Raw genomic sequence first — 21,852 nt, 5'->3', positions numbered from 1 at the left:
GGGAAGCTGTTTCAGGTCTGTCATGAGAAAGCCCGGATTGCAACGATCATTCTTTGGTCAAGAGTACCTGTTCTCAATGGGATTGCGTTGACATCAAAGGCGAAACTGCCGAAAAGAGAGCAACCCGAGATGGGATTTGCCTGAGATGGGATTTCCCTGTGCACTACAAATTGTTCGATAAAACCGATAGCGGGCTGAAGGGGTTCTGCGTATGCGACTTCCACTATCTCTAATTTTGTTTGCCGGTGTACTGATGACTGCGCTGGGCATGACATCGATAGAGGCTCGTGCGGATTTCCGTGTATGCAACGCCACTCAGAATCTCGTCGGTGTGGCGATCGGCTACAGAGCCAAGACCGGCTGGGTCACCGAAGGCTGGTGGCACATCGACGGATCGAGCTGTAAAACCCTGATCGAAGGGCCGCTGACCTCTCGCTATTATTACCTCTATGCGGAAGACGCCCAGGGCGGCGGGCGATGGGAGGGCAAGGTCAATATGTGCGTGGCCGAGAAAGAATTCCGTATCACTGGCGTCCAGGATTGCTTTGCGCGGGGGTTCCAGCGCAATGGCTTCCAGGAATACGACACCGGGGAACAATCGAGCTGGATGGTTCAGCTCACCGATGAAACGCCGACAGAAAACCCCACTGTTACAGGAACGAATAGTCAATGAAGCGCAACCGCAAGGTCAAGATTCTCGCCACGCTAGGTCCGGCGTCGGGTGAGGAAGCCGTCATCCGTAAGCTGTTTGAGGCCGGCGCGGATGTGTTCCGCATCAATATGAGTCATGCTGACCATGACCTGATGCGCACCCTCGTGAAGCGCATCCGCAATGTGGAAAAGGAACTGGGTCGCCCGATCGGCATTCTGGCCGATTTGCAGGGCCCGAAGCTGCGCGTTGGCAAGTTCAAGGACGGTAAGGTCGATCTCGTTCCCGGCCAGACCTTCACGTTAGACAACAACGATGCGCCTGGCGATGAACATCGCGTCTATCTTCCCCATCCCGAAATTCTTGAAGCTGTCGAACCGGGGCATCGCCTGCTGATCGACGATGGCAAGCTGCATCTGGTCGCCGAGGCGAGCGACGGCAAGTCTATCCGCTGCAAGGTTGTTTCCGGGACACGTATTTCGGACCGCAAAGGCGTTAGCCTGCCGGATACGACGCTTGGCGTTGGCGCTCTGACGGAGAAGGACCGCAAGGATCTCGAGGCTGTCCTGAAGGAAGAAATCGATTGGGTTGCGCTTTCCTTTATCCAGCGCCCGGAAGATCTGGCCGAAGTGCGCAAGATTTCGCGCGGCAAGGTTGGCCTGATGTCGAAGATCGAGAAACCGCAAGCTGTGACGCGTCTCGACGAGATCATCGAATTGTCCGACGCATTGATGGTTGCGCGCGGCGATCTTGGCGTTGAAGTGCCACTTGAAAGCGTTCCGGGCATTCAGAAGCAGATTACCCGGAAGGCGCGCCGTGCTGGCAAACCGGTCGTTGTCGCGACGCAGATGCTGGAATCGATGATTACGGCTCCGGTTCCGACCCGCGCCGAAGTGTCTGACGTTGCAACCGCTGTGTTCGAGGGCGCCGATGCGATCATGCTTTCGGCAGAATCGGCCTCAGGCCAGTATCCGGTCGAAGCTGTTGCTACGATGAACCGCATCGCGGAGCAGGTGGAAAAAGAACCGACCTATTCGACCATCATAGATGCGCAGCGTGCTGCACCAGAACCAACAGGCGCGGACGCAATTTCGCTTGCTGCCCGTCAGATCGCAGAAACGCTGAAGCTTTCGGCAATCGTCACCTACACCGCGTCCGGCACGACCGGCCTGCGCGCTGCCCGCGAGCGTCCGCGTACGCCGATCATTGCCCTGTCGCCGGTTGTCGATACAGCACGCAGGCTGTCGCTTGTCTGGGGTTTGCATTGTGTGGTGACCGCCGATGCTCACGATCTGGAAGACATGGTCAACCATGCCTGCGAAATCGTGTTCCACGAGGAGTTCGGTAAGGCAGGTGATCGCGTCATCATTACCGCTGGCGTTCCATTCGGCACACCTGGCGCGACGAACATGCTGCGCATTGCTTATATTGGTCCCGATGGAAAGTCGGGCATTTAAAGCATTTCCAGCAAAAGTGCGAAGCGCCTTCGCTGAGAAGTCAGTCCACTGGACCGATTTCATATACCGCTTCGATGTTTCGGATAATGCGTAAGAGAAGGCATAACCCGACCTGATGAAATCAGGTCGGGTATTTTGTGTATTCCGGTCGTGACGGCCTGCAAATAGCGTTGTTTTTCGCTTCCGGTGCTCATGTATCCAAAATACATCCCGCTCCGATTCACCATTTTTGGACTCGCCACCGTAATCTCATCCAATCACAGCGGACGACATACAAAACGCGCTCCTTCATGGGCGCGTTTTGTTTTGGTCTGGATGATTTTGAGAATGTGTCACACACGTAGGGCGACTTTTGGGATAAAGACATGCTTAAAAACAGATAGTTAGAGCGGTTCCGACGGCTCCGTTTTGACCGGAACAGCTCTACGTCCGCGTATCCGTCAGTTCGTCGGCCAGATCATTGAAGTTCTTCTGCGCGTCTCGCATCATCGGATAGACGATGAGAGCTTGCTCATAGGCTTTCAGTGCCTGTTCCTTGAGGCCGCGCAAGCGCAAGATGGCCGCCATGCCGGTCAGGGCGCCATAATGGCGAGGTTCCAGCTCCAGCGTACGATTGATGTCGTACATGGCGTGGGCATAGTCTTTTTGAAGGAAATAGACCGTGGCCCGGCGGTTCCAAGCCTCTGCATATTCCGGGTTGAGCGCGATCACCTCGTTCAGGAAGTCAATAGCCGAGGGATAGCGTCGCTCGAGCATTGCGGTATTGGCCCATTGCATCATGAGATCGACGGTGGCGCTGCCTGACTGCGACCACAGTGTATTGATCTGGGAAGCAATGCGTCGTGCCTTGGCTTCATCTGTTGTGCGGCGCAGATCGGCAAAGAGCTTGTCGAGACGCTCTTCAGGTGTCAGAGCTGCGTCCGATGCAGGCTTGTCAGGGGCAGGCTTCTGTTCGCTATCGGGGCCGGTCTGAACGGGTGTCAGAGGTGCAGTGAGCGGTACCTTGCCGGGTGCCACTTCGGCATAAGCCAATGGCATCGCCATACCAAGCGACGCGAGTAGCGAGAAAGATAACAGACATGCAAAAACGTTCCGCATGCGCATAGATTTTATCAAGCGCAGCGAAACGTCAAATGCAAAATCAGAAATAAGATTAGCCCTGACGAGCCTTGTAGCGCGGGGCAGTCTTATTGATGATGTAAACGCGGCCCTTACGGCGGACCAGCTGGCAGTCGCGATGACGGGCCTTAAGCGCTTTAAGCGAGTTCTTGATCTTCATGTCAATCACCGGTCTTGTTGGCCCGTTGACGTGCAGATGCCGCGGGGCTTCATAAAAACAGGCGCCCGAGGCGCCAATTGATTACAGGCACTGTTAGATGCCCGAAGGGTTGGCCGAAATACACAAGGTTTCGGTCAAATGTCAACTCCTGAGCCGCAGATTCAGGATGCCGGAGCTGAAATTCTTGGCAGGTGGCAAAGGATTCATCGGGAATCGACGGGATTCCCGATGAACATTATTCTCCGCGGGGGTGAATGCGCGTCACATGACCCATCTTGCGACCCGGACGCGCTTCTTTTTTACCGTAAAGATGCAGCACTGCGTTCTTTTCGGAGAGAATCGCCGGTACCTTGTCGATGTCGCCGCCGATCAGGTTTTCCATCACACAATCCGAATGGCGGTCGGTGTTACCCAAAGGCAATCCGGCGACAGCGCGGATATGCTGCTCGAACTGAGAAATGGCGCAGGCCGCTTCGGTCCAGTGGCCCGAATTATGGACGCGCGGGGCGAATTCATTTGCCAGCAGTCTGCCGTCCTTCAGCACGAAGAACTCAAGCCCAAGCACGCCGACGTAATCAAGCGCGTGCAGAAGCTTCGTAGCGGCACTGCGGGCAGCATCCGCCGTGTTCTCGGAAATGGCGGCCGGTACCGTTGAGGTTGCCAGGATACCATCCTTGTGCACGTTTTCGGCAATATCGAAGATGGCGACGTTGCCACTGCGATCACGCGCCGCGATGACCGAGACTTCGCGCTCGAACTCGACGAAGCCTTCAAGGATCGCCGGGGCACGGTTGATAGCAAGGATTGCCTTGTGGGCTTCGCTCTCGTCCAGCGATGTCAGGCGAACCTGTCCCTTGCCGTCATAACCGAGACGCCTCGTCTTGAGAATGCCGCGCTCGCCAAGCGCGCCCAGAGCGGCGATCAACGTCTCTTCGTCGTCCACAAGGCGCCAGGGCGCCGTCTCGATATCGCTGGAGTTGAGAAATTGCTTCTCCGTAAAGCGATCCTGAGAGACTTCGAGCGCTGCCGGTGGCGGCAGGACCAAAGCCGTTTCGGCCAGCCTGTCGGCGGCGCTGACCGGCACGTTCTCGAATTCGTAGGTAATGACGTCGGACGCTGCTGCAAGTTCTGCAAGCGCTGACGGGTCGTCATAGGCTGCCACGATCTGGCGATTAGCAACCTGTGCTGCCGGACAGTCGGCCTGCGGTTCGAGGATTACGGTTTCAAAGCCGAGGCGTGCTGCAGCCATGGCAAGCATTCTGCCAAGTTGGCCGCCGCCGATGATGCCGATGGTTGCACCGGGCCCAAGTGCAGAATTGAGTTCAGAGTTTTCCATATCAGGCCTCGTTAGAAGGATGTTCGGCCACGCTTTCCGTCTGTGCCGTGCGCCACTCATCAAGGCGTGCTGCGAGCGCATCATCGTAAAGTGCCAGAACGGCTGCGGCGAGAAGGGCGGCATTGACAGCGCCAGCGCGACCGATGGCCAGCGTGCCGACAGGAATGCCTGCGGGCATCTGCACGATGGAGAGGAGCGAATCCTGCCCGGAAAGCGCTTTCGACTGAACCGGAACGCCGAAGACAGGCAGCGGCGTCATCGCTGCTGCCATGCCAGGCAGATGCGCTGCGCCGCCTGCGCCCGCGATAACGACTTTGAATCCTTCCGCCTTGGCGCCTTTGGCAAAAGCAACGAGCCGATCAGGGGTGCGATGCGCGGAAACGATGCGGGCATCGAAGGAAATACCGAGTGCTTCCAGTGTGTCCGCTGCATGGCGCATGGTTTCCCAGTCGGACTGGCTTCCCATGATGATGGCGACATCGGCACTAACGCTCATTGATCTTCCTGCTCCGCTTTTTCGTGCATGTTTGGGGTGATGTTAAAATGACAGAGCCGGGCAAATCCCGGCTCTGTCATGAATCCTTATGGACATTCAGGCGATGATGTCGGGAATCACCCGATCTTCCATTTCCTGCAACTTGTCCTTGATTGCGAGTTTTTTCTTTTTCATGCGCTGGACGCGCAACTGGTCGCAGCCAACCGCAATCATGGCGTTTATTGCAGCATCAAAATCCGCGTGTTCCTGTTTCAGTCGTGCGACGGCCAATCTGATTTCGGCCTGTTCCTGATCGGACATGCGGTGCCCCGTTCTGTTGAATGTTTTACGGGCCGCGCCAAACCGAAAAAAAAGGTGCGGCGTCAGCCCGTTTCCGGCGAAGCCCTTATCATATTTTTCGCGTCAGGAAAATGCTACCACGACAAAATCGACTTTGCACCAAACTCATGTCAAACTGTCATGGTTCTGTCATGGATGGCGGCTGTCTAAGGCGACAAAAAATACCGCATCCTTGGCAGCCGGGACTGCGTGTTTGACCCGGAATACAGGAGGTGTGCCGGGCGTTCATGCAGGTTGAATGGCGGGATAGCGGGAAAAGAGGTTCGCGCTGTTCCGTAGATCAGGGAAATCAACCAAAGGAGATCTGATGATGGCTATTGAGTCCCATCTTGCCACGCTCGAAAAAAAGCACGGCGCTCTGGAGCAGGAAATTTCCGAAGCTATAGCGTCACCGGCAATGGACGACCTGCACGTTGCATCTCTCAAGCGCAAGAAGCTCATGCTTAAGGAACAGATCGAAAAACTAAGATCTCAGGTAACACGTCATTAACAGGGAAACCGCGCTTTGATCGCGTTTCTATAAGGCGTCTCAAACCAAGGACATCGGCAACTGAAAGGCTTTCGTAGGCCTGAATTTCCGTGCCAAAGGCATGACTTTTCCGTGTCGTGCTTATGACGCTGAATTGAAGCATTGGCGGCTGTGCAACAGCCGCCGAGCATATTGTTGAGATTTTTAACTCGCTCTATTTACCGACGGCCATACTCAGGGCCGTCACCCCCCGTCTCAGCTCTTGGATCGAGATTCAGCGCTTCTGGTGTTGCGCCACGTTCCGAAGGCATGCTCTTGAACTGATCTTTCTCTTCTTTCGGAACGGATGCGCGCTTGCGAGAGCGGAACAATGCATAGCCGGTGATGGAAATATGCGCGAGCATGGTGATGGCGAAGAGGCCGGAAGGCCAGAAAATGTCCATCGCCGCTGCCGCCAGCAGCGGTCCAAGCATCGTACCGAAACCGTAAAGCAACAGGAGCCCGCTCGATACTTTCACGAAATTTTCCGACGTTGCGTGATCGTTTGCGTGGGCGACAGCGACGGGATAGAGCGCATAGGCTAGCGCGCCATAGCAACCGGTCATCGTAATTATGACAGGTCCGCTGGACGGCGCGACGAGGAACGCAACGAGGCCAACCAGAGCCGCCAGCGCGGCAACGCTTGCCAGCACGAAGCGTCGGTCAACCAGGTCGGAAATGCGCCCGATCGGAATCTGCATCAATGCGCCCGCTGCGATGGTGACACTGACCATCAGAGCAATTTCCGTGGTCGAAATGCCGGATTTCGCGCCGAACACGGCCCCGAGTGTCCCCCAGGCGCCATTGGCGATGCCGATCAGGATGCAACCCACAAAGGCTGCTGGCGAGTTGTTATAGAGCGCCTTGAGATCAAGCTGAACTTCGGTCAGCGGCTTGGGGCTGACGGCAGTTGAGATCGCGGTCGGAATCAGAGCCAGACAGAAAAAGATGCCGCTGATCATAAACAAATGATCAGAGCGCACGTCTCCCGCCGCCACCAACATCTGGCCGGACATTGTGGCCCCGTAATTGACCATCATATACATGCCGAAAATCTTGCCGCGCGATTCGTTGGTCGCGCGTTCATTCAGCCAGCTTTCAATGACCATGAAGGCGCCAGCCATGGAAAAGCCGGTGAAGGCGCGCAGGATCACCCAGATTGTTGCATCCACGAAGATGCCGGACAAAAGCGCGATGATCGCAGCCGACGCGGCAAAGCAGCCGAATGCCCGCACATGGCCGACGCGACGTACGAGTCGCGGCGCAAATAGACAGCCGGCAACGAAACCGCCGGCCCAGGTTGTGCCAAGCATACCGAGCGATGCCACCGAAAACCCCTCCGCACCACCGCGTAGCGGCAGCAGAAGACCGTGAAGCCCCGAAGCGATGAGAAGGAAGGCTGTGCCGCAGAGAAGGGCCAGAACCTGAATGTAAATGCGCAAAATTCTATTCCCGAAATCTGAAGCCGGATTTTCAGTGCTGAGGCCGATGAATGATCATTGCGATCAATGACTGTTGTTTATAAAGCGTGTGGCCCGGAAATGGTTCCGGCTGCTTTGCTCCGGCGTCCATTTCCATCTGCGACCTCATTGCTATCGAAACAATGCTTCTGCCGCAGCACGACTGTCGCCCTTCTTGAGGCGTTCTGTCTTCAATCGCTCTATCTCGGATTGCAACAAGGCTATGCGCTGGTCAATTTCGGTAACCGAAAGCAGCGATAGCTCTTCTTCGCTTAGCACCACGCTTTTGCGGGGCTTTACCACATCCTCATCGAAACCGCTCATAGCCGTCCTCCGTGGTCAATGAAGGCTCAGAAAAGATTTAACACCTTGAATCGTCGCATATATATTTGGGAAAATCGATGACGATTTCCCTAACGTGACGTCTTGCATCTGCCGTGCGGCATTTCTGCGACGATGCGTAGGGCCAGAAATCCGAACGGAGTTTTGAATATGATGGCCGACTTGCCTTCCCAGATGACCGCTATCGAAATCTCTGAGCCGGGGGGAGCGCATATGCTCCGGCCCGTTCAGCGCTCTCTGCCTGAACCCCAGGAAGGCGAAGTTCTGGTGCGGGTGCGCGCTGCCGGGGTTAACCGGCCGGACGTCTTGCAGCGGCAGGGGCAATATGCACCGCCACCCGGTGCGTCGGATATTCCGGGGCTGGAGATTGCCGGTGACATTGTTGCCGTCGGCAGCGGCGTCAATCGGTACAAGGTCGGAGACCAGGTGGTCGCATTACTGGCTGGTGGCGGATACGCCGAATATGCCGTCGTGCATGAAACCAATGCACTGCCCTTGCCTTCCGGCTACGGCTATATCGAAGCAGCAGCGATCCCTGAAACTTTCTTCACCGTCTGGCACAATGTGTTTGAGCGCGGCGGGCTGAAAAAGGACGAAATTTTTCTGGTTCACGGTGGCTCGTCTGGAATCGGAACGACGGCTATCCAGCTCGCAAAGGCATTCGGTGCCACCGTCATTGCAACCGCGGGCTCGAAGGAAAAATGCGATGCCTGCCTGAAACTCGGAGCGGATCGCGCAGTCAATTACGGGCAAGAGGATTTCGTCGACGTTGTGAAGGATATGACCAAGGGTAAAGGCGTCGATGTGATTCTCGATATGGTCGGTGGTGATTATGTCGACCGCAACTACAAAGCCGCGGCTGAGGATGGTCGCATTGTGCAGATCGCATTTCTCAATGGCGCAAAAGCCACGGCCAATTTCGCAATATTGATGACCAAGCGTTTAACCCATACTGGCTCTACGCTACGTCCGCGACCGGTAGACTTCAAGGCTGGCATCGCGCGGGAACTTGAAGCAAAGGTCTGGCCGCTTCTGGCACAACGCCGCGTTGCGCCGGTGATGGACATGATCTTTTCGCTGAAAGATGCCTGGCGTGCGCATGAACGTATGGAGGAGGGAAGGCATATTGGCAAGATCGTGCTCGATATTGCTTAAGCTGAAGAGCCATTCTTGCTCTGGCGACAAAAAAACGATATATAGGCCGTGATTTCCCGGAAATTGTGGTTTTGCCCACGTCCCGCGCCACCGGAGCGGACGAACAGAAGGATTATATCTAATGGCCACCCAGCTTCTTATGCCGAAGGCAACGGCCGTTTGGCTTGTCGATAACACGGCTCTGTCTTTTGACCAGATTGCCGCTTTCTGCAAGCTGCACCCGCTGGAAGTGAAGGCTATTGCCGACGGTGAAGCCTCTCAGGGCATCAAGGGTCTGGACCCGGTCATCACGGGTCAGATTTCGCGTGAAGAGATCGCGAAGGGCGAAAAGGACCCATACTATCGCCTGAAGCTTTCCGAACCGAAGGTTCGCGTTCCGGAGACCAAGCGTAAGGGCCCGCGCTATACGCCGCTTTCCAAGCGTCAGGATAGACCGAATGCGATTCTCTGGCTGGTGCGCAATCATCCCGAACTGAAAGATGCGCAGATTTCACGTCTGATCGGTACGACCAAGTCGACCATCGAGCAGATTCGCAATCGCTCGCACTGGAACTCTGCAAATCTGACGGCGATGGACCCTGTGACACTCGGCCTTTGCTCGCAGATTGATCTCGACATCGAAGTCGAACGCGCCTCGCGCAACCGTCCGGCAACGCCGGAATCGGACAGCACCTTGCTGCCAGCCTCTGCGACTGAGAATTTCGATTATCGTGACGAGCAGCCAGCAGAAGAAGAACTTGATGCGGACAAGGTCTTCGCCAAGCTCTCTTCGCTCAAGAGCTCGACACCGGACGAAGACGAAGAAGAATAATCGGGACGAGAGATCGTTTTGCCGAAATGCCAAAAGCCCGGCTTTTTCAGCCGGGCTTTTGTTTTGTCCCGGGAGGAACTTAGTCTTTGAAGGCGTTATATTCGCTCAATTCCATGAGGCGGTAGAAATCGGCCAGGGTCTTGCCGCGTTCAGCCCGGAAGAGGCGGCCCGCATCGCTGGCCTCAACAATGCGATCGGTCCGAAATGTGCGGAAAGCATTGCGCAATTCGCACCAGCCGATAACAGTCCAGACTTTGCCCCAGAACCAGAGGCCGAGCGGGCGGATACTCCGTTCGCTTTCACGCGATTCCAGATCGCGATAGCGAATATTCAGCACATTTCCCTGATCGACAGCGCGTTCCACCGCGTCGATAATACGGCGCTCGTCCATGCTGATGCGGGCCGTGGGGGCATGAATCTGGGTACTGGTGATGCGGGCGCGTTCTTCCTTGGGCAGGACGGCTTCGATCTTGACCAGAGCCTCTTCCGCGCCGCGTGCCATGGAAACACCGCCCCAAGCGCGAATGAGGCGGGCTCCGGCGACAAGAGCGACGATCTCATCACGCGTGAACATAAGTGGCGGAAGTTCGAACCCTTGCCGCAGAATATAGCCGACACCGGCTTCGCCATCGATGGGAACGCCTGTCGACTGCAGGTCTGAAATGTCACGATAGATAGTACGTTCGGAGACTTCTAGCCGTTCGGCAAGCTGACGCGCGGTGACAAGCCTGCCGCCGCGCAGGTGCTGAACAATCTGGAAAAGGCGGTCCGCACGACGCATCCCGTTTTACTCTCCGTTGCAGTACTTGGTGTTGCGCTGTTCCAGATAGCGGTCTGGCCAACCCAAATCCTTGCGCAAATCGTTCGACAGCCGGCCGATCACACGCTCTGTGCGAACAAAACGGCGGCGTTCATCATATCTGTGCCTGTATTTTTTCAAAGCTGCGATCAATGGTGCGATTGCGAGTGCCATGGTGAAATCTCCCTCATCCTTGGATACGCAGTATCGCACACCCCTCCTGACAGCTTTCTGTCAGGAACAAAGTCCGGTTCATTATCTTCCGCATGTCATGGGATCGCAACGTTACGCCTTGTAGCGTGTCGCCGCCGTATAGCTGAGAGGCAGGCGTCCACCGTCTGCATAGATCGTCTGGCCTGTTACATAGCTTGCATCCCGCGATGCCAGGAACGACGCTATTGAAGCAATTTCAGAGGCTTGGCCTATACGACCGAGTGGCGTTCTGGAAAGTATCTTGTTACGGGCATCGGCGTCTGCGTTCACAGTGGAAAGCATCTCGGTCTCTATGGAGCCGGGACCGATGGCGTTGACGCGAATCCCCCAACGTGCAAGCGCCACTGCCATGGTGCGTGTCAGTTGGTTCAATCCGCCTTTGGAAACGGAATAGGCCAGTTGTTCCGGCAAGCCAAAGATCGCATTGACTGACGACATGTTGATGATCGTGCCTGGATCTCCGCCCGATTCGACCCGCTCGACCATGCGCCTGGCTACAGCTTGTCCGCACAGAAAAGCACCTTTGAGATTGACCCGCATGACGCGATCAAAATCCTCTTCCGTGAGGTCAAGGAAATCCGCCTGATGGACCACACCGGCATTATTGACGAGAATATCGATCTCGCCCAGATTGGTGGCGGTAAAAGTCAGGAGGTTGTGGACATCGAGCTTGTCGCCCACATCCGCCGCAATATGGCGGACCGGGCCGAATTGCTCCAGGTCCTTGGCTGCGCGCACTGCTGCGGCGTTGTCGATGTCTGATAGCACGACGCTCGCACCATCCATCAGGAAGCGCTTTGCTATGGCATAGCCAATACCGCGTGCAGCGCCGGTGACGATTGCCACCTTGCCTTCTAGTTGCATGATCAATCTCCAATTTGCATGGAGAGTGGACCGGCGCAAACCGCCGGTCAATAGCTGTGGGGCCGTTAGAATCAGGCGAAGGCGAGACCGGTGTGACGTTCCCGCAGGACGGTGCTGATTTCGTCCAGAATAGCCGGATCATCGATTGTGGCCGGCATCTTCCATTCTTCGCCGTCGGCAATTTTCTGGATGGTTGAGCGCAAAATTTTGCCCGATCGCGTCTTGGGCAGACGCTTGACGGTCAGCGCCAGCCGGAAGGCTGCAACCGGTCCTATGACGTCACGCACCATGCTGACGCACTCCTTCTCGACCTCTTGCGGATCGCGTTCGATGTTGGACTTCAGCACGAGGAAACCACATGGTACCTGACCTTTAACCGGGTCCGAAATACCAAGTACGGCACATTCGGCAACATCAGGATGGCTGGAGAGCACCTCCTCCATCGCACCGGTCGACAGGCGATGGCCAGCGACATTGATGATGTCGTCGGTGCGACTCATTATGTAGAGATAGCCATCCCCATCCATATAGCCTGCATCGGCGGTTTTGTAGTAGCCGGGAAACTCTTCTAGATAGGCCTTGCGGAAGCGCTCGTCGGCATTCCAGAGCGTTGGCAGGCAGCCGGGAGGCAAGGGCAGCTTGATAAGAACATTTCCGAGCTGGCCGCGCTCGACTTCGTGGCCTTCATCGTCCAGCACGCGGATATCATAACCTGGAAGACAGACAGTGGGCGAGCCGTATTTGGTTTCCAGAAGACCGAGGCCAAGCGGATTGGCGACCATCGGCCATCCGCTTTCCGTTTGCCACCAGTGGTCGATCACCGGGCAGCCCAGCAGATTCTCGGCCCAGTGGATCGTGTCTGGATCAGCACGTTCGCCAGCCAGATAAAGAGCGCGAAATTTTGAAAGATCGTAACGACGTACGAAATGACCGTCCGCGTCATCTTTCTTTATCGCCCGCAGTGCCGTCGGTGCGGTGAACATCACTTCCACGCCATGCTCGGCGATGATGCGCCAATAAGTGCCCGCATCGGGGGTACCAATCGGCTTCCCCTCGAACAGGATGCTGGTCGCTCCATGTATCAGCGGGCCGTAGACAATGTAGGAATGACCTACCACCCAACCTACATCGGATGCGGCCCACCATACTTGCCCCGGTTCCACCCCAAAGACGTTCTTCATCGACCAGACAAGCGCCACCATGTGCCCGCCGTTGTCACGGACGACCCCTTTCGGTTCACCAGTCGTCCCGGAAGTGTAGAGGACATAGAGCGGGTCTGTGGCATCAACCGGGGTGCAAGGCACATGACGACCGCGTGCAGCGTCGACAGCCTCGCGATAGTCGATGTCACGTCCTGCCACCGGTTCGTGCCGATGCTGCTCGCGCTGCAAGATGATGCAGTGATCGACTTTGTGATGCGCAAGTGAAATCGCCTTATCGAGCATGGCCTGATAGGGCACTATGCGGGTGGGCTCAATACCGCAGGAACCGGCGATGATCATCACAGGTTTGGCGTCGTCTATGCGGGTTGCGAGCTCATTGGCGGCAAATCCGCCGAAGACGACGGAATGGACAGCACCGATACGGGCCGATGCGAGCATGGCGACTGCTGCTTCGGGTACCATCGGCATATAGATGAGGACGCGGTCGCCTTTCGACACACCGTTGTCGATCATGACGGCGGAAAGCGCTTCCACTTCTTCCAGCAGTTCGCGGTAAGTGAATTTGCGCACCTTGCCGGTGACAGGGCTTTCATAGATGAGCGCAACCTGTTCAGCGCGCCCATTGGCGACATGCCGGTCGAGCGCATTATAGCAAGTGTTGCATTCGGCCCCTTTGAACCAACGTCCGTAGACACCTTCGTCGCCAGCATAAACCTTGTCCCATGGCGTAAACCAGTCGATTGCTTGAGCTGCTTCAGCCCAGAAGCGTTCGGGGTCGGCCTGCCATGCGGCATAGATTTCGGCATATTTCGAAGTCATGCTTTTCCTCCCAGAAGCACAAGCAACGCCACCCGGTCAGGTGGTTGTCGCATCCTGTTTAGTCTGTTGATGAAAGCGCAAGATCGACCTTTTGGGGTCCATCTCCTCCGTGCGCTTTCCACACCTCCTCATACAGTTTACGCCGCCCGGCGGCGGCTCGTCCATGAAACTTAAGATGAAGAACGAAGCGTACAAGGCATCTTGCAGCGACAGGCTGTCTGCGCCACAAGAGACAGAGAGGTGATCTGTGACAAAAATCCTGCCTGTGCTGCTTGTTCTTCTGATGGGACTGCACATTATCAAACCGCTCGGCTTGCCGGGCCTGAAGCAGCGCGGTGATTTCTGGAAGATCGCAGTCATAGCCTTATTCGTCATGGCACTGGCAGTTGGGGCCCACCTCCGCGAAGGCTGAAAATAGCCCGGCTGAAACGGCCGGGCTATTTCTCAATACGAATCAGGCTGCTTTTTCGAGCTCGCTTTTCCAGCCGCCGGTCGCGGCAAGACCGTTCATCTTTGCCCGATGTGCGAAAGCCCGCTGACCGGCAGCGATGTTTGCTTGCATGCCTCCCCAGGCATCCAGTGCTGCCGCCTGCAAGGCACGGCCATAGGAGAAAGTCATTTTCCAGGGCATGTCGTAAGCGGCATTCATGGCCGAGAGATGGGCCGTGGCTTCTTCTCCGGTCTGGCCACCGGACAGGAAAGCGATGCCGGGCACTGCTGCCGGAACTGTGTTGCGGAAACAGCGTACAGTTTTCTCCGCGACTTCCTCAATAGAAGCCTCGCGTGCCTTCTTACCATCGATGATCATGTTCGGTTTCAGGATCATGCCTTCCAGCTTCACGCGTGCATCATAGAGTTCGGCGAATACGGTTTTCAGAACCCATTCCGTCACTTCGTAACAACGGTCGATGGTATGGTCGCCCGGTTGGCCGTCCATCAACACTTCCGGCTCGACGATGGGGACAATGTTTCCCTCCTGGCAAAGCGCTGCATAGCGGGCCAAGGCCTGCGCATTCTGTTTCACCGCGCCCCATGTGGGGAGGCCATCGGAAATCGAGATCACAGCGCGCCATTTTGCGAAACGGGCGCCCAGTGCGTGATATTCGTTGAGCCGCTCGCGGAGACCGTCCAGCCCTTCCGTAATTGTTTCACCGTCAAAACCAGCGAGCGGCTTCGCGCCCGCATCGACTTTGATACCCGGAATTGCTCCTGTCTTTTGGATGATTTCAACAAGCGGCGTGCCATCCTTGGCTTTCTGCCTTATGGTTTCATCATAAAGGATGACGCCTGAGATATAGTTTTTCATCGCCTCTTCCGAACGGAACAGCATCTCGCGATAATCGCGACGCGTTTCGTCCGTCGAAGCGAGATGGATCGCGTCAAAGCGCTTCTTTATGGTGCCCGAGCTTTCATCGGCGGCGAGAATGCCTTTTCCTGCCGCCACCAGTGCAATCGCAATATCTTCAAGACGTTCAGTCATATGCAATGCTCCTTCTATCAAGGCGATGAGGGAGTGTTGGTTAAATCTGTGGTGAGCGCAAGCTATTGAAACGTTTGAAGTAATTTCAAACGGTTTAAGCCGCTGGATTGACGGTCGAAGGCTTTCGCTGAAACTCGTTTTGATATCGGCATCTCAAACCCCATGTAAGAAAGCGGTGAGGAAACCCGCCTGATTTCCATTGTTCAGATGTGAGGAGGAGTTATGGGACGCGCCCTATTGAGCCTGCCGTTTGTTCTGGCAACATCAATTTTTGCCCTGTCGACGCTGGATGCTTCGGCTGTAAGCGTTAATGCCGGAGGCAGGCGAGCCGAGGCAAAAGCTCCATTCACCGCAACATCCGTTGCCGAATTTGATACACCGTGGGCGATTGCCTTTCTGCCCGACGGTAGGCTTTTATTGACGGAGAAAGGCGGCAAGATCTTCATCGTCACGCAATTGGGTGAAAAAACTCCCGTCGATGGTGTGCCAGAAGTGGCATTCAGTGGCCAGAACGGCCTGCTCGATGTTGCGCCTGCGCCAGATTTCGAAAAGAATAAAGCAGTCTATTTCTCCTTTAACGAACCGGCGAAGAATGGCAGCAGCGGAGTACTGGCTCGTGCTGTGCTGGATGAAGGAGATGGCAGGGCAGAGCTGAAGAAAAAGACCACGATCTGGAAACAGGATGCGGCGGCTCGCGGCGGACAGCCGGGCGGTATTATTGCATTCGCGCCGGACGGCAAGCATCTGTTCTTTTCCGTTGGTGATCGCATGTTGCCTGCAACCGCACAGGATAATGACGCTCCGATGGGGAAGATTCTCCGCATGAATCTCGATGGTTCCGTGCCAAAGGACAATCCGCACGCGGGCGCGGAAGGTGTGCGGGCGCTGACCTGGTCTACCGGACATCGCAACCCTTACGGGCTGGCTTTCAGTTCCGATGGAGAACTCTGGGAACATGAGATGGGGCCGCGTGGCGGTGACGAGTTCAATCTCATCAAGCCCGGTCTTAATTATGGCTGGCCTGTTGTTTCCAATGGTGACAACTATAGCGGCAGGCCGATTCCACGCCATAGTGCACGCCCTGAATTTGAACCGCCATTGGTGTACTGGACGCCGGTTATCGCCCCGGCTGGGTTGGCCTTTTACGAGAGAGATATGTTCCCTGAGTGGCGAGGCTCGGCTTTGATGGGAGGGCTTTCAGTCATGTCGCTGGTGCGCGTCGTGATTGATAAGGATGGCAAGGCGGACGAGGTTGAGCGCTTTGAAATGGAGAACCGTATCCGCGATGTGGCTGTTGGCCCCGACGGGGCCATCTGGCTGATTGAGGATGACAATCCGGGACGTCTCCTGAAGCTGACACCCAAAGCATGACGGACAAAGCCCCGGAACTCCGGGGCTTTGTTAGCTAGTACGCACTATCCTGCGCAAAACGGCTTCGTACTTTTTGCTGGAAATGCTCTATTTCTTCAGCACATCGACGCCGGGCAGGGGCTTGCCTTCCATCCACTCGAGGAAGGCGCCACCAGCAGTCGAGATATAAGTGAAGTCGTCTGCCACGCCAGCATGATTGAGGGCTGCGACAGTATCGCCGCCTCCACCGACCGAAACCAGCTTTCCTGCCTTGGTGCGGGCTGCCACATGCTTTGCGGTCTTGACCGTGGCGGCGTCGAACGGACGCAGTTCGAACGCACCGAGCGGGCCGTTCCAGACAAGCGTAGCCGCATCGTCGATGGCCGAAGCGATCAAATCGGTCGATAGTGCGCCTGCATCGAGGATCATGCCGTCGCTTGGCACGGCATCGACGCCATAGGTCTTGTTTGGCGTGTCGGCGGCAAAGTGCCAACCCACAACCGCATCGACCGGCAGGATGATGGCGCATTTGGTGGTTTCGGCCTTGGCCATGATTTCACGCGCTGTATGGGCGAGCTCGTGTTCGCAGAGCGATTTGCCGACATCGTGCCCCTGCGCGGCGAGGAAGGTATTGGCCATGCCGCCACCGATGACGAGCGCATCGACCTTTTCGATCAGGTTGGACAGAAGGTCGAGCTTGGTCGAGACTTTTGCACCGCCGACGATGGCGACAACCGGGCGAGCCGGATTGCCGAGACCCTTTTCGAGCGCTTCAAGTTCGGCCTGCATGGCGCGGCCCGCGTAGGCAGGCAGAACGTGTGCGAGACCTTCCGTGGAGGCGTGGGCGCGGTGGGCAGCGGAGAAGGCGTCGTTCACATAAAGATCGCCATTGACTGCCAGAGCCGCAACGAATTCTGGATCATTCTTCTCCTCACCCTTGTGGAAACGGGTGTTTTCCAGAAGCAGAACATCGCCGTCCTTGAGCGCATCGACAGCGGCTTTGGCCTTGTCGCCAATGCAGTCCTCAGCAAAATGAACGCCGTGACCCAGAACCTTGGAGAGCGGCTTCACGACATGCTTCAATGAGTTTTCGTCCGAAACAACGCCTTTCGGGCGACCGAAATGGGCGAGCAGAATGACCTTCGCGCCCTTTTTAGACAATTCGGCAATCGTTGGAACGATGCGTTCGATACGGGTCAGGTCGGTGACTTCGCCATTCGCCATCGGCACGTTGAGGTCTACACGGACCAGTACGCGCTTGGACTTGACGTCGGCATCATCGAGAGTGCGGAAACTCATGATCTTTCTCCCAGTACTGTCTTTCGGGTGCCGTGAAGCAGGGGTCGCTCAAACAGGCAGGCGCCGGAAAAGGGTTGGATAGTCGGTGACAAGCCCGTCCTCGTCGACGGGCAATTCGGCGGTGAAGGTGCGGTCAGCTGCCTCGTAACGATAGCGCCGTCCTTCCTCGATACAGGTATAGCGCTGCTGGTCGCGCAGCGGGCGGAAACTGTCAAACGGCACGTAGAGCATGTCGAGCTGAACGGTGCCGCTTTCCGGTGTGAGGCCAAGGCGACGGATGGGCAGCGTGTTGGTGAAGGGCGTTCCTGCCAGATCGATATCGATGCAACCGTCGAACTCGGGCAAAGCATCGCCAGCCATCGTGTTCCAGCGACCGTCGCCGTCGGAAACAAGCTCCAGCCTGTGGCCGGATGTTGTTTCGATCAGGAAATGGAGGACGTGCCAGGCGCTGTTGCAGTCGATGCTATAGCGTACGCCGTAAGGATTGCCCCCTCGGTCGCCGATCACCACGCTTTCAGCATGGATCACGCGGCCAGTGGGGCCGAGATTGAGATGTTCGAGCCCTTCCCCTTCCAGCGGACGCCAGCGCGCAACGGTGGGGAGAAGGGCGCGAAACATAGACAGAAGCTTAGATCAGCTTGCCGAAGGCGACAGCGGTATCGCCCATGCGGCTGGAGAAGCCCCACTCATTGTCGTACCACGACAGGATGCGCACCATGGTGCCTTCCATGACCTTGGTCTGATCCGTGTGGAAGACCGAGGAATGGGAGTCATGATTGAAGTCGTGCGAGACGAGCGGCTCGTCCGTGTAGCCGAGAATGCCCTTCAGGCGGCCATTGGCGGCGGCACGGATCGCATTGTTGACTTCATCGACAGTCGTTTCGCGCTTGGCGATGAAGGTCAGGTCCACGACGGAGACGTTCGGGGTCGGAACGCGGATGGCAACGCCGTCGAGCTTGCCCTTCAGTTCCGGCAGAACGAGGCCGACAGCCTTGGCAGCACCCGTCGAGGTCGGGATCATGGAAAGAGCTGCCGCACGGGCGCGGTAGAGATCCTTATGCATGGTGTCCAGCGTTGGCTGGTCGCCCGTATAGGAGTGGATCGTGGTCATGAAGCCCTTTTCGATGCCGATAGCATCGTTGAGAACCTGAGCCACCGGTGCAAGGCAGTTGGTTGTGCACGAAGCGTTGGAAATGACCAGATGGTCCTTGGTCAGCTTGTCGTGGTTGACGCCATAGACGACAGTCAGGTCAGCACCATCGGCAGGAGCCGAAACGATGACGCGCTTTGCGCCAGCTTCGAGATGAAGTGCTGCTTTTTCACGCGAAGTGAAGATGCCGGTGCATTCCAGAGCGATGTCGACGCCCTCTTCCTTCCACGGCAGTTCAGCCGGGTTGCGGACTGCATGCACCTTGATCGGACCGTAGCCGACGTCGATGGTGTCGCCTGCAACCTTTACTTCTTTGGGGAAACGGCCATGAACGCTGTCATAACGCAGAAGATGCGCATTGGTTTCGACCGGCCCGAGGTCATTGATGGCGACGACCTGAATATCGGTGCGGCCCGACTCGACGATGGCGCGAAGGATGTTGCGGCCGATGCGGCCAAAGCCGTTGATTGCGACGCGAACTGCCATTTTCTTTCATTCTCCCGATGTGCATAATTGCGGGTCAAAATAAAACGCCGACGCTTTGTTGCGCCGGCGTTCTTATAAATCATGCGGCGTTGAGCTTCTTCTCCGCAGCTTCGGCGGCATGTTCTGCCGTGATGCCGAAATGCTTGTAGAGATCGTTGATCTCGCCTGAAGCGCCGAAGCCCTTCATGCCGATGAATATTCCGTTTTCGCCAATGAAGCGTTCCCAGCCGAGCGAGATTGCCGCTTCGATGGCCATCTTGACCGGCGCGTCGCCGATAGTCGCCGTCTTGTAGGCGTCGCTCTGCTGCTCGAAAAGCTCGAAGCACGGAACGGAAACGACACGGGTGGCAATGCCTTTGCCTTCCAGCAGATCACGGGCCTTGAGCGCGATTTCCACTTCTGATCCGGTCGCGAAGATCGTCACCTTGGCATCCTTGCTTGCCGAGGCAAGCTCATAGGCGCCGAAAGCCGAAAGGTTTTCATCGCGATGCTCTGTGCGAACCGTCGGCAGATTCTGGCGGGTAAGCGCCAGCGTGGACGGGGTCTTCTTCGATTGCAGGGCAATCTGCCAGCATTCAGCGGTTTCGACTGCGTCGGCTGGACGGAACACATTGTGGTTCGGAATAGCGCGCAGCGCAGCCAGATGCTCGACCGGCTGATGGGTCGGACCGTCTTCACCGAGACCGATGGAGTCATGCGTCATGACGTAGACGACGCGAATGCCCATTAACGAGGAGAGGCGCATCGCCGGACGGCAATAATCCGAGAAGCACATGAAAGTGCCGCCGTAGGGAATGAGGCCGCCATGCAGCGTCATGCCATTCATGGCCGCAGCCATTCCGTGTTCGCGAATGCCGTAATGAACATAGCGCTGGCCGTAGTCTTCCGGCGTCACGGCCTTGGTCTGGCTTGTCTTGGTGTTGTTGGAACCGGTGAGGTCGGCAGAGCCGCCAATGGTTTCCGGCACGACACCGTTGATGACTTCCAGAGCCATCTCCGAAGACTTGCGAGTTGCGACCTTCGGCTTGTCTGCTGAAAGCTTCTTCTTGTATTCGACGATGGCTGCATCGAAGTTTGAAGGCAAGTCGCCACGCATCCGGCGCTCGAATTCAGCGCGCGTTTCAGCGTCAGCGGCGGCAAAACGCTTTTCCCATTCCTGACGCTTCTTGGCAGCATTCAGACCGGCAACGCGCCAGCCATCCAGCACTTCTGCGGGAACGACGAAAGGTTCAGCGCTCCAGCCGAGCGCCTTTCGGGTTGCTGCGATTTCTTCGGCACCAAGTGGTGAGCCGTGCACCTTGTTGGTGCCGGCCTTGTTCGGCGCGCCGAAGCCGATGGTCGTCTTGCAGGCGATCAGCGTCGGCTTTTCAGAAACCTTAGCCAGTTCAATGGCCTTGGCAATCGCATCCTGGTCATGACCGTCGACAGCCATCGTGTTCCAGCCGGAAGCGGCGAAACGGGCAGGCTGATCGGTATTGTCGGAAAGCGTGACCGGACCGTCGATTGAGATATTGTTGTCATCCCAGAACACGATCAGCTTGTTCAGCTTCAAGTGACCGGCAAGCGCAATGGCTTCCTGGCTGATGCCTTCCATGAGGCAGCCGTCACCGGCAATCACATAGGTGTAGTGGTTGACGAGGCTGTCGCCGAACTGTGCATTGAGGATGCGTTCGGAAAGCGCCATGCCGACGGCATTGGCAATGCCCTGTCCAAGCGGGCCGGTCGTCGTTTCGATACCGGCGGCATGACCATATTCGGGATGGCCTGCCGTACGCGAACCGAGCTGACGGAAATTCTTGATCTCGTCGATTGTGATGTCTTCGTAGCCCGAAAGATAAAGCAGCGAATAGAGCAGCATCGAGCCGTGGCCTGCCGAGAGCACGAAACGGTCGCGATCGGGCCAATGCGGGTTCTGCGGGTCGTGCGAGAGAAAACGGGTATAAAGCGTCGTCGCTATATCGGCTGCACCCATCGGCAGGCCAGGATGGCCCGAATTGGCTTTCTCTACCGCGTCCATCGAGAGGAAGCGGATCGCGTTCGCCATCTGGTTTTGTTTGTCGGAATTGGTCATGGTCTCAGCCGTCTTTCCTTGGGAGGGGTTAACGGGGTTGCGGCGATGCCTTTGCCTGAGCACAATCCGTATCCAAAACGGCTTCATGCGTTTCGGGATTACGCTCCAGAAGGCATCGGGACACATAGCACCTGCGTATAAGGAGTCAATAAACCGATGGCTTTTGGGCAACAAACTGTCCGCGACTAATCGATTGAGTTGTGTGGAAAGCTGTAAAACAAACACTGAAAAGCCGCTTTTGCACCGATAACAGTGCATGAACGTTCAGATATGCCCCTCATTTGTTGCTTATCGGACGGGCGATTATTACAATCTTTTCAAAGATG

At 56.6% G+C, this 21,852-nt stretch carries 23 protein-coding genes; 7 read left to right on the top strand and 16 right to left on the bottom strand.

The genetic code is table 11. The features are described 5' to 3' along the window. The first annotated feature begins 211 nt into the window (after nucleotides 1-211). Both FJQ48_RS03370 and pyk read left to right on the top strand, forming a co-directional pair. Complete coding sequence (locus FJQ48_RS03370; RefSeq protein ID WP_139973797.1) at nucleotides 212-673, top strand: DUF1036 domain-containing protein; 462 nt, start codon at nucleotides 212-214, stop codon at nucleotides 671-673. After that, entirely contained in the window at nucleotides 670-2,106 is a 1,437-nt protein-coding gene (gene pyk, locus FJQ48_RS03365; RefSeq protein WP_139973796.1) for a pyruvate kinase, read from the top strand. The genes FJQ48_RS03370 and pyk overlap by 4 nt, the downstream gene beginning before the upstream one ends. Nucleotides 2,107-2,529: 423 nt before the next feature. On the opposite strand, the gene FJQ48_RS03360 is transcribed toward pyk, so the two are convergent. The 5 genes from FJQ48_RS03360 to FJQ48_RS03340 all read right to left on the bottom strand — a co-directional run bounded on the left by FJQ48_RS03360 (nucleotide 2,530) and on the right by FJQ48_RS03340 (nucleotide 5,517). Continuing rightward, on the bottom strand, nucleotides 2,530-3,222 hold the full coding sequence (locus tag FJQ48_RS03360; protein ID WP_139973795.1) for a tetratricopeptide repeat protein: 693 nt from the start codon (nucleotides 3,220-3,222) through the stop codon (nucleotides 2,530-2,532). A 37-nt stretch (nucleotides 3,223-3,259) separates the two neighbouring features. Continuing rightward, nucleotides 3,260-3,385 (bottom strand): type B 50S ribosomal protein L36, encoded by a 126-nt coding sequence (gene ykgO / locus FJQ48_RS03355; RefSeq protein WP_006467766.1) that lies wholly within the window; start codon nucleotides 3,383-3,385, stop codon nucleotides 3,260-3,262. Nucleotides 3,386-3,620: 235 nt separating this feature from the next. After that, entirely contained in the window at nucleotides 3,621-4,721 is a 1,101-nt protein-coding gene (locus tag FJQ48_RS03350) for a 5-(carboxyamino)imidazole ribonucleotide synthase (RefSeq protein ID WP_139973794.1), read from the bottom strand. A gap of 1 nt (nucleotide 4,722) precedes the next feature. Continuing rightward, nucleotides 4,723-5,217, bottom strand: coding sequence for a 5-(carboxyamino)imidazole ribonucleotide mutase (gene purE, locus FJQ48_RS03345; protein WP_139973793.1), 495 nt, complete (start codon nucleotides 5,215-5,217; stop codon nucleotides 4,723-4,725). A gap of 96 nt (nucleotides 5,218-5,313) precedes the next feature. Next, entirely contained in the window at nucleotides 5,314-5,517 is a 204-nt protein-coding gene (locus FJQ48_RS03340) for a DUF465 domain-containing protein (protein ID WP_006471281.1), read from the bottom strand. Between the two features lie 346 nt (nucleotides 5,518-5,863). On the opposite strand from FJQ48_RS03340, the gene FJQ48_RS03335 reads away from it, so the two are divergent. Then, a complete protein-coding gene (locus FJQ48_RS03335; protein ID WP_180350104.1) occupies nucleotides 5,864-6,046 on the top strand; it encodes a YdcH family protein in 183 nt (60 codons plus the stop codon). Nucleotides 6,047-6,243: 197 nt separating this feature from the next. Here the strand turns inward: FJQ48_RS03335 and FJQ48_RS03330 are convergent, their stop codons facing one another. Next, complete coding sequence (locus tag FJQ48_RS03330; protein WP_139973792.1) at nucleotides 6,244-7,506, bottom strand: MFS transporter; 1,263 nt, start codon at nucleotides 7,504-7,506, stop codon at nucleotides 6,244-6,246. Nucleotides 7,507-7,656: 150 nt separating this feature from the next. Continuing rightward, nucleotides 7,657-7,848, bottom strand: coding sequence for a DUF1192 family protein (locus FJQ48_RS03325; protein WP_139973791.1), 192 nt, complete (start codon nucleotides 7,846-7,848; stop codon nucleotides 7,657-7,659). Nucleotides 7,849-8,016: 168 nt separating this feature from the next. Here FJQ48_RS03325 and FJQ48_RS03320 point away from each other — a divergent pair, with 168 nt between their 5' ends. Together FJQ48_RS03320 and FJQ48_RS03315 are read left to right on the top strand one after the other, a co-directional pair. After that, nucleotides 8,017-9,021, top strand: a complete 1,005-nt coding sequence (locus FJQ48_RS03320) for an NAD(P)H-quinone oxidoreductase (RefSeq protein ID WP_139973790.1) — start codon at nucleotides 8,017-8,019, stop codon at nucleotides 9,019-9,021. 121 nt (nucleotides 9,022-9,142) lie between these two features. Beyond that, a complete protein-coding gene (locus FJQ48_RS03315) occupies nucleotides 9,143-9,832 on the top strand; it encodes a DUF1013 domain-containing protein (protein WP_139973789.1) in 690 nt (229 codons plus the stop codon). 79 nt (nucleotides 9,833-9,911) lie between these two features. Here FJQ48_RS03315 and FJQ48_RS03310 read toward each other — a convergent pair whose 3' ends face one another. The 4 genes from FJQ48_RS03310 to FJQ48_RS03295 all read right to left on the bottom strand — a co-directional run bounded on the left by FJQ48_RS03310 (nucleotide 9,912) and on the right by FJQ48_RS03295 (nucleotide 13,690). Then, nucleotides 9,912-10,613: a YafY family protein gene (locus FJQ48_RS03310; protein ID WP_139973788.1), complete on the bottom strand. Its 702-nt coding sequence runs from the start codon at nucleotides 10,611-10,613 to the stop codon at nucleotides 9,912-9,914. Between the two features lie 6 nt (nucleotides 10,614-10,619). After that, nucleotides 10,620-10,805 carry a hypothetical protein gene (locus tag FJQ48_RS03305; protein ID WP_180350102.1) on the bottom strand — a complete coding sequence of 62 codons (186 nt, stop codon included), beginning with the start codon at nucleotides 10,803-10,805 and terminating at the stop codon, nucleotides 10,620-10,622. A gap of 111 nt (nucleotides 10,806-10,916) precedes the next feature. Next, complete coding sequence (locus FJQ48_RS03300) at nucleotides 10,917-11,708, bottom strand: SDR family oxidoreductase (protein WP_139973786.1); 792 nt, start codon at nucleotides 11,706-11,708, stop codon at nucleotides 10,917-10,919. 71 nt (nucleotides 11,709-11,779) lie between these two features. Next, entirely contained in the window at nucleotides 11,780-13,690 is a 1,911-nt protein-coding gene (locus FJQ48_RS03295; RefSeq protein ID WP_139973785.1) for a propionyl-CoA synthetase, read from the bottom strand. Nucleotides 13,691-13,937: 247 nt separating this feature from the next. On the opposite strand from FJQ48_RS03295, the gene FJQ48_RS22280 reads away from it, so the two are divergent. Continuing rightward, nucleotides 13,938-14,102 (top strand): hypothetical protein, encoded by a 165-nt coding sequence (locus tag FJQ48_RS22280; protein WP_180350101.1) that lies wholly within the window; start codon nucleotides 13,938-13,940, stop codon nucleotides 14,100-14,102. 42 nt (nucleotides 14,103-14,144) lie between these two features. On the opposite strand, the gene FJQ48_RS03290 is transcribed toward FJQ48_RS22280, so the two are convergent. Then, nucleotides 14,145-15,170, bottom strand: coding sequence for a class I fructose-bisphosphate aldolase (locus tag FJQ48_RS03290; protein WP_139973784.1), 1,026 nt, complete (start codon nucleotides 15,168-15,170; stop codon nucleotides 14,145-14,147). Nucleotides 15,171-15,392: 222 nt separating this feature from the next. On the opposite strand from FJQ48_RS03290, the gene FJQ48_RS03285 reads away from it, so the two are divergent. Continuing rightward, entirely contained in the window at nucleotides 15,393-16,541 is a 1,149-nt protein-coding gene (locus FJQ48_RS03285; RefSeq protein WP_139973783.1) for a PQQ-dependent sugar dehydrogenase, read from the top strand. Nucleotides 16,542-16,628: 87 nt separating this feature from the next. Here the strand turns inward: FJQ48_RS03285 and FJQ48_RS03280 are convergent, their stop codons facing one another. From FJQ48_RS03280 to tkt, 4 genes are all read right to left on the bottom strand, one after another. Further along, the gene (locus FJQ48_RS03280; RefSeq protein ID WP_139973782.1) at nucleotides 16,629-17,819 is read right to left on the bottom strand and encodes a phosphoglycerate kinase; all 1,191 of its coding nucleotides are present in this window, start codon (nucleotides 17,817-17,819) and stop codon (nucleotides 16,629-16,631) included. Between the two features lie 48 nt (nucleotides 17,820-17,867). After that, a complete protein-coding gene (locus tag FJQ48_RS03275) occupies nucleotides 17,868-18,437 on the bottom strand; it encodes a putative glycolipid-binding domain-containing protein (protein WP_139973781.1) in 570 nt (189 codons plus the stop codon). Between the two features lie 10 nt (nucleotides 18,438-18,447). Further along, nucleotides 18,448-19,455: a type I glyceraldehyde-3-phosphate dehydrogenase gene (gene gap, locus FJQ48_RS03270; protein ID WP_139973780.1), complete on the bottom strand. Its 1,008-nt coding sequence runs from the start codon at nucleotides 19,453-19,455 to the stop codon at nucleotides 18,448-18,450. Between the two features lie 79 nt (nucleotides 19,456-19,534). Then, nucleotides 19,535-21,526 (bottom strand): transketolase, encoded by a 1,992-nt coding sequence (gene tkt / locus FJQ48_RS03265; protein ID WP_139973779.1) that lies wholly within the window; start codon nucleotides 21,524-21,526, stop codon nucleotides 19,535-19,537. Between the last annotated feature and the right edge of the window lie 326 nt (nucleotides 21,527-21,852).

This window comes from Ochrobactrum sp. CGA5, assembly GCF_006345815.1.
Taxonomy (GTDB): Bacteria; Pseudomonadota; Alphaproteobacteria; order Rhizobiales; family Rhizobiaceae; genus Brucella.
Note: the sequence above shows the minus strand (reverse complement) of the source record. Positions and strands in the feature narration are given on the sequence as shown.